The following is a 5,222-nucleotide window of genomic DNA, read 5'->3' on the forward strand; positions in this document are numbered from 1 at the left end:
GTTAGCAAGGATCTTACGATCGATTTCCACAGAAGCCTTCTTAAGACCGCAGATAAATCTGCTGTAAGAAAGACCGTTCTGACGAGCTGCAGCGTTGATACGCACAACCCACAGCTGACGGAACTGACGCTTCTTCTGACGACGATCGCGATAAGCATACTGACCGGCCTTGGTAACAGCCTGCACTGCCGTGCGGTAGCAACGGGAACGAGCGCCGTAGTAACCCTTGGCAGCCTTTAAGATCTTCTTGTGACGCGCATGAGCGGTAACACCGCGTTTAACTCTTGCCATTTTTGACTACTCCTTCCCTTATGCGTACGGTAACAGATTAATAATATTGCGCAAATCAGCCTTATGAACTGAAGACATTGCGCGTAAATGACGCTTACGCTTGGTGGACTTCTTAGTCAGAATATGGCGGTGGTTACAGTGTTTGCACTTGAAGCCGTTAGCGGTCTTCTTGAAACGCTTGTGCGCACCCTTATCGGTTTTAATCTTAGGCATTGTATAAAAACTCCGCATTGTTAATAACACACAACAGATTCGGTGATCCGAAGATACTTGCAAACCGTCTCTGTCACTTCTTCTTCGGCGCAAAAACCATCATCGCCTGCCGCCCTTCAAACTTCGAAGTGCTTTCGACTATCGCCAGACCGCGTACCTCACAAAGTTCTTTTTCAATACGCTTCATGATGTCCAGGCCGATTTCCTGATGGGTCATCTCCCGGCCGCGGAATCTGACGGTGACTTTGGCTTTGTCGCCATCCTCAAGAAAGCGCACCAGGTTGCGTAGTTTTACCTGGTAATCGCCTTCATCAGTTCCAGGACGGAATTTGATTTCCTTGACCTGAACCTGCTTTTGTTTCTTCTTCTGCTCTTTCAGAGCCTTGCTTTTCTCGTAAAGATACTTGCCGTAGTTCATTATCTTGCATACGGGAGGAGTCGCGGTGGGGCTGATTTCCACCAGATCCGCACCTTCCTTTTCTGCAATTTCCCGGGCTGCGCTGGGACTCATTACTCCCAGCTGACTGCCATCTGAACCGATAACACGGATCTCGCGACACCTGATCTCTTCGTTGATCCGAGTCTTGTTGGCAAACTGCTTGTTGCCGCTTTTCTTAACGTTATTAATGGTCTTTCTCCTTACGATTTTCCAAACCGCGCGAAATGATATCCTGTTTAATGAAAGAAATCAAGTCTTCAGTTGAAAAAGCTCCTAAATCTTTTCCGCTTCTGGTTCTCAGAGCCACCGTGCCGGATTCGACCTCCTTGGCTCCGCACACCAGCATGAAGGGAACCCTCATCATGGTATGCTCGCGAACCTTATAACCGATCTTCTCATTGCGGAGATCCGTCTTAACCCTGATGCCGGCTTCATCGAGAATGTCCGCAATCTTTCTGACGTAATCAGCCTGATCGTCGGTAATGCCCATGACCACGGCCTGCACCGGAGCCAGCCAGGAAGGGAAGGCGCCGGCATACTGCTCGGTGAGAATGCCGATAAATCTTTCCAGAGAGCCCAGAACGGCGCGGTGGATCATTATCGGGGTATGCTCCTTGCCGTCCTCGGCAATGTACTTGGCTCCCAGGCGATCCGGCAGGAAGAAGTCCAGCTGCACGGTGCCGCACTGCCAGGCCCGGCCCAGACAGTCATGGAGGGTGAATTCGATCTTGGGGCCGTAGAAGGCGCCCTCTCCCGGCTGATAGTCAAATTCCAGACCGTTCTGGCGGAGAGCCTCGGCCAGATCCTTCTCGGCCTGATCCCACATAGCATCATCGCCGATGCGCTTGTCGGGACGGGTGGACAGCTTGATGTCGATCTTCTCGAAATTAAAGTTGGAGTAGATGTCATAAACCATCTTGATGCAGCCGCTGACCTCGGACATGATCTGATTTTCCGCGCAGAAAATATGAGCATCGTCCTGCGTGAAGCCCCGCACCCGCATGAGGCCGTGAAGAGCTCCGGAGGGCTCGTTGCGGTGACAGCTGCCGAACTCGGCCATTCTGATGGGAAGATCCCGGTAGGAACGCAGCCGACTGTTGAAAATCTGAATATGTCCCGGGCAGTTCATGGGCTTGATGGCGTATTCCCGGTTTTCGGATTTGGTGGTGAACATGTTCTCGGCATACTTGTCCCAGTGGCCGGAACGCACCCAGAGGGAACGATCCATCATTCTCGGGGTATTCACCTCAATGTACTTGTACTGATGCAGCTTTTCCCGCACGAAGTTTTCCAGCACCCGGAAAATCGTCCAGCCGTCGTTGTGCCAGAATACCAGTCCCGGAGCCTCCTGCTGGAGGTGGAAGAGATCCTGCCGGGGGCCGATCTTGCGGTGGTCGCGCTTGGCGGCCTCCTCGAGACGCTGCAGATAGGCGGCGAGCTCCTTCTTGTCAGCCCATGCGGTGCCGTAGATGCGCTGCAGCATCTTGTTGTTGGAGTCGCCCCGCCAGTAGGCTCCGGCAATCTTGAGGATCTTGAAGTTTCTCAGGAAGCGGGAGTTGGGCACATGAGGGCCGCGGCACATGTCAATGTAGTTTTCATGATGATAAAGAGCCGGATGATCATCATGGGAAATGTTCTCTTCCAGGATCAGCTTTTTGTAGGGCTCGTTTCTTTCGTCAAACACCTCATGAGCTCTGTCCCAGGAAACCACCTCTTTAATGACGGGATAATTCTTCTCGGCGCACTCGTACATCTTCTTTTCCAGCGCGGCCAGATCTTCCTCGGTAAGGCTGTGATCCAGATCCACGTCATAATAGAAGCCGTCCTCGATCACCGGGCCGATGGCCATCTGGGTTTCCGGCCAGAGAGTCTTGATGGCCTGTCCCAGAAGATGGGCGCAGGAGTGTCTGATAATATCAATGCCTTCCTTGTCCTTGGGGGTGATAATGCTGAGGGAGCAGTCCTCGGAAATTATCTCGCAGGCATCAACAGGTTTTCCGTTTACCTTTCCGGCAACGCAGGCCTTGGCTAAACCAGCGCCAATGCTCTCTGCCACCTCGTAAACAGTAACGGGCTTATCAAAATTTCTAATGCTTCCGTCAGGAAGAGTAATTGCAGGCATTTATAACAACCTCGCGCATGCCGGTACAGACCAAATACCAGCGCATGCATCGTACTAGATAAAAAAAGGGAAACCTCCGGATTCGGAAGAGAGTCTCCCGCCATTAAAACAACTGACAAATATAGTAGCGTCACGGGGCGGTGTCAAGCCGATTGATATCCGGCCGCCCCGCGGGAAGGAAATTTATCCGGATTCCGGGAGCATTAATGAATGCAATGGATGTCCGGCAGCAGGGGCCATAGCTTGCCGGCTTCTTCTCTGGCGCAGCCGGCAAAAAGCTCGGGATGGTCTTCCTTCATCCGCGCCAGCATAGCCCGGGTCACCAGCGTAACCCCGCTGGGAGACACGTAGAAATAACGGCTGTCCTTTTCCGGATCGTAGCCGATTTCCAGCCCCGGAGGAATTTCGCATTTCTTTTCAATGATGGCCCTTCTGATGCGGCAGCCGCGGTTAATGAAGGCCTGGGGAAAAACCACCACCTGATCCAGATGACACTCGGGATCCACCCGCACGGAAACAAACAGCACCGAATTGGAGATTTCAGAGCCGAACACCACGCATCCGGCGGAAATCACCGAGTTCACGCTGACTGATTTGTTGTCATTGTCATCCCGGATAAACTTCACCGGCGGCAGCTGGGTGGCATTGGTCCAGATGGGCCACATGGTGTCGTAAATATCCAGATCCGGATGCTCCCGGGTCAGATCCAGGTTGGCGCTCCAGAAACTGTCAATGGTGCCCACATCCTTCCAGTAGCAGAGCTGCTGCTTGCTCCGGTTCCTGACGCAGCTCATCTCGAAGTTGTGCGCATGAACCAGTCTTCTTTTAACCAGCTTAGGAATAATATCCTTCCCGAAATCGTGGGAGGATGCAGGATCCTGATGATCCTCCTCCAGAATCTCCTTCAAAAACGCCGCCTCGAAGAAATAAATGCCCATGGAAATCAGCGTGGCTTCGGGATTGCCGGGCACCGCCGGGGGATTCTCCGGCTTTTCGATGAAATCAGTTATCAGGCCTTCTTCGTCAGCCTGCATGCAGCCGAAGGCGGAGGCCTCCCGGCGGGGCACCTCGATACAGGCCACGGAACAGGGACAGAGACTTCTGATATGATCCATCAGCATCACCGAATAGTTCATCCGGTAAATATGATCCCCGGACAGCACCAGCACATATTCGGTGCCATAGGCGCGGATAATGTCCAGATTCTGGTAAACCGCATCGGCCGTGCCCTGGTACCAGTGCACCTCGTCAATGCGCTGCTGGGCCGGCAGCACCCGCACGAACTCCCCCATATGATTGTTGTTGAGAAATGTCCAGCCGTCCTGAATATGACTCAGAAGCGAATCCGACTTGTACTGCGTGAGCACTCCCATTTTTCTGATGCCGGAATTAAGGCAGTTGGACAGCGCAAAATCAATAATGCGGAACTTTCCGCCGAAATGAACCGCCGGCTTGGCTCTGATGTCCGTGAGATCCCGGAGGCGGGAGCCCCGCCCGCCGGCCAGCACCAGAGCAGTGGTTCTCGTCATGGCATAAAGCTGTTTCGAAAAGCTGTTGACAAATGACATGATCTTGCAATCCTTCTGGGGATAAACACAGCTAAAGTTTACCGCCGGCTTCTCCCGAAAGCAAACCGGGACACCGCAAAAAAGCCGGCAGGTTATCAGAAAGGCTTTCGGAAATTACCCCGGGCAGGAGATGATGAACTCAGGCGCTCAGGCGATCAATCTTCCGCAGGCTGACTAAATCGCGGCCTCGTGATAAAATGCAGAGGTATTTACGTGATCCGCTGATGAGGAGCCCGGAACAGAGCAGCCTGATGCCGCTCCGGGGCTTCCGGCAATTCCCCGGGCTTTCTCCCGGTCAGCAAAGGCGCCTTTTGAATTTTAACTATGAACAGAGTTTTGAACTGGCTGAAACATCAGCTTCCGATAACAGCTGCCTGCTGTATTTTCTACTTTGTCCTGTCCATTCCGTTTATTGAATTTTTTCAGCTTTCGGAAACCACGGAGGTGCGCCCCTACTGCGTGCTGCCCTTTATTTTTTCTCTGCTCTTCGGTTTGTCGGGAGCTCTGGGCACCGCCATCGGAAATATCTTCTCCGACATGTACTACGGAGGCATGGACTACCGGATCTACACTCTGGGCTTCAGCTTTC

Annotated in this window: 6 protein-coding genes; 1 reads left to right on the forward strand and 5 read right to left on the reverse strand. The window is 52.9% G+C overall.

What is annotated here, in order from left to right; translation table 11 throughout:
• From rplT to glgC, 5 genes are all read right to left on the reverse strand, one after another.
• Positions 1-291: 50S ribosomal protein L20 (gene rplT, locus ACJROR_RS02280; protein WP_406545683.1), on the reverse strand; the 291-nt coding region annotated here is incomplete at its 3' end.
• Between the two features lie 18 nt (positions 292-309).
• Entirely contained in the window at positions 310-504 is a 195-nt protein-coding gene (gene rpmI / locus ACJROR_RS02285) for a 50S ribosomal protein L35 (protein WP_406545684.1), read from the reverse strand.
• 73 nt (positions 505-577) lie between these two features.
• Entirely contained in the window at positions 578-1,132 is a 555-nt protein-coding gene (gene infC / locus ACJROR_RS02290; RefSeq protein ID WP_406040359.1) for a translation initiation factor IF-3, read from the reverse strand.
• Positions 1,128-3,065: a threonine--tRNA ligase gene (gene thrS, locus ACJROR_RS02295; RefSeq protein WP_406545685.1), complete on the reverse strand. Its 1,938-nt coding sequence runs from the start codon at positions 3,063-3,065 to the stop codon at positions 1,128-1,130. The genes infC and thrS overlap by 5 nt, the downstream gene beginning before the upstream one ends.
• A 203-nt stretch (positions 3,066-3,268) precedes the next feature.
• Positions 3,269-4,633 (reverse strand): glucose-1-phosphate adenylyltransferase, encoded by a 1,365-nt coding sequence (glgC, locus tag ACJROR_RS02300; RefSeq protein WP_406545686.1) that lies wholly within the window; start codon positions 4,631-4,633, stop codon positions 3,269-3,271.
• A 324-nt stretch (positions 4,634-4,957) separates the two neighbouring features.
• On the opposite strand from glgC, the gene ACJROR_RS02305 reads away from it, so the two are divergent.
• Positions 4,958-5,222, forward strand: a 265-nt coding sequence (locus ACJROR_RS02305) for a hypothetical protein (RefSeq protein ID WP_406545687.1), incomplete at its 3' end; no start/stop codon positions are given.

The sequence above is a fragment of the Succinimonas sp. genome (assembly GCF_045225735.1).
Lineage (GTDB): Bacteria > Pseudomonadota > Gammaproteobacteria > Enterobacterales > Succinivibrionaceae > Succinimonas.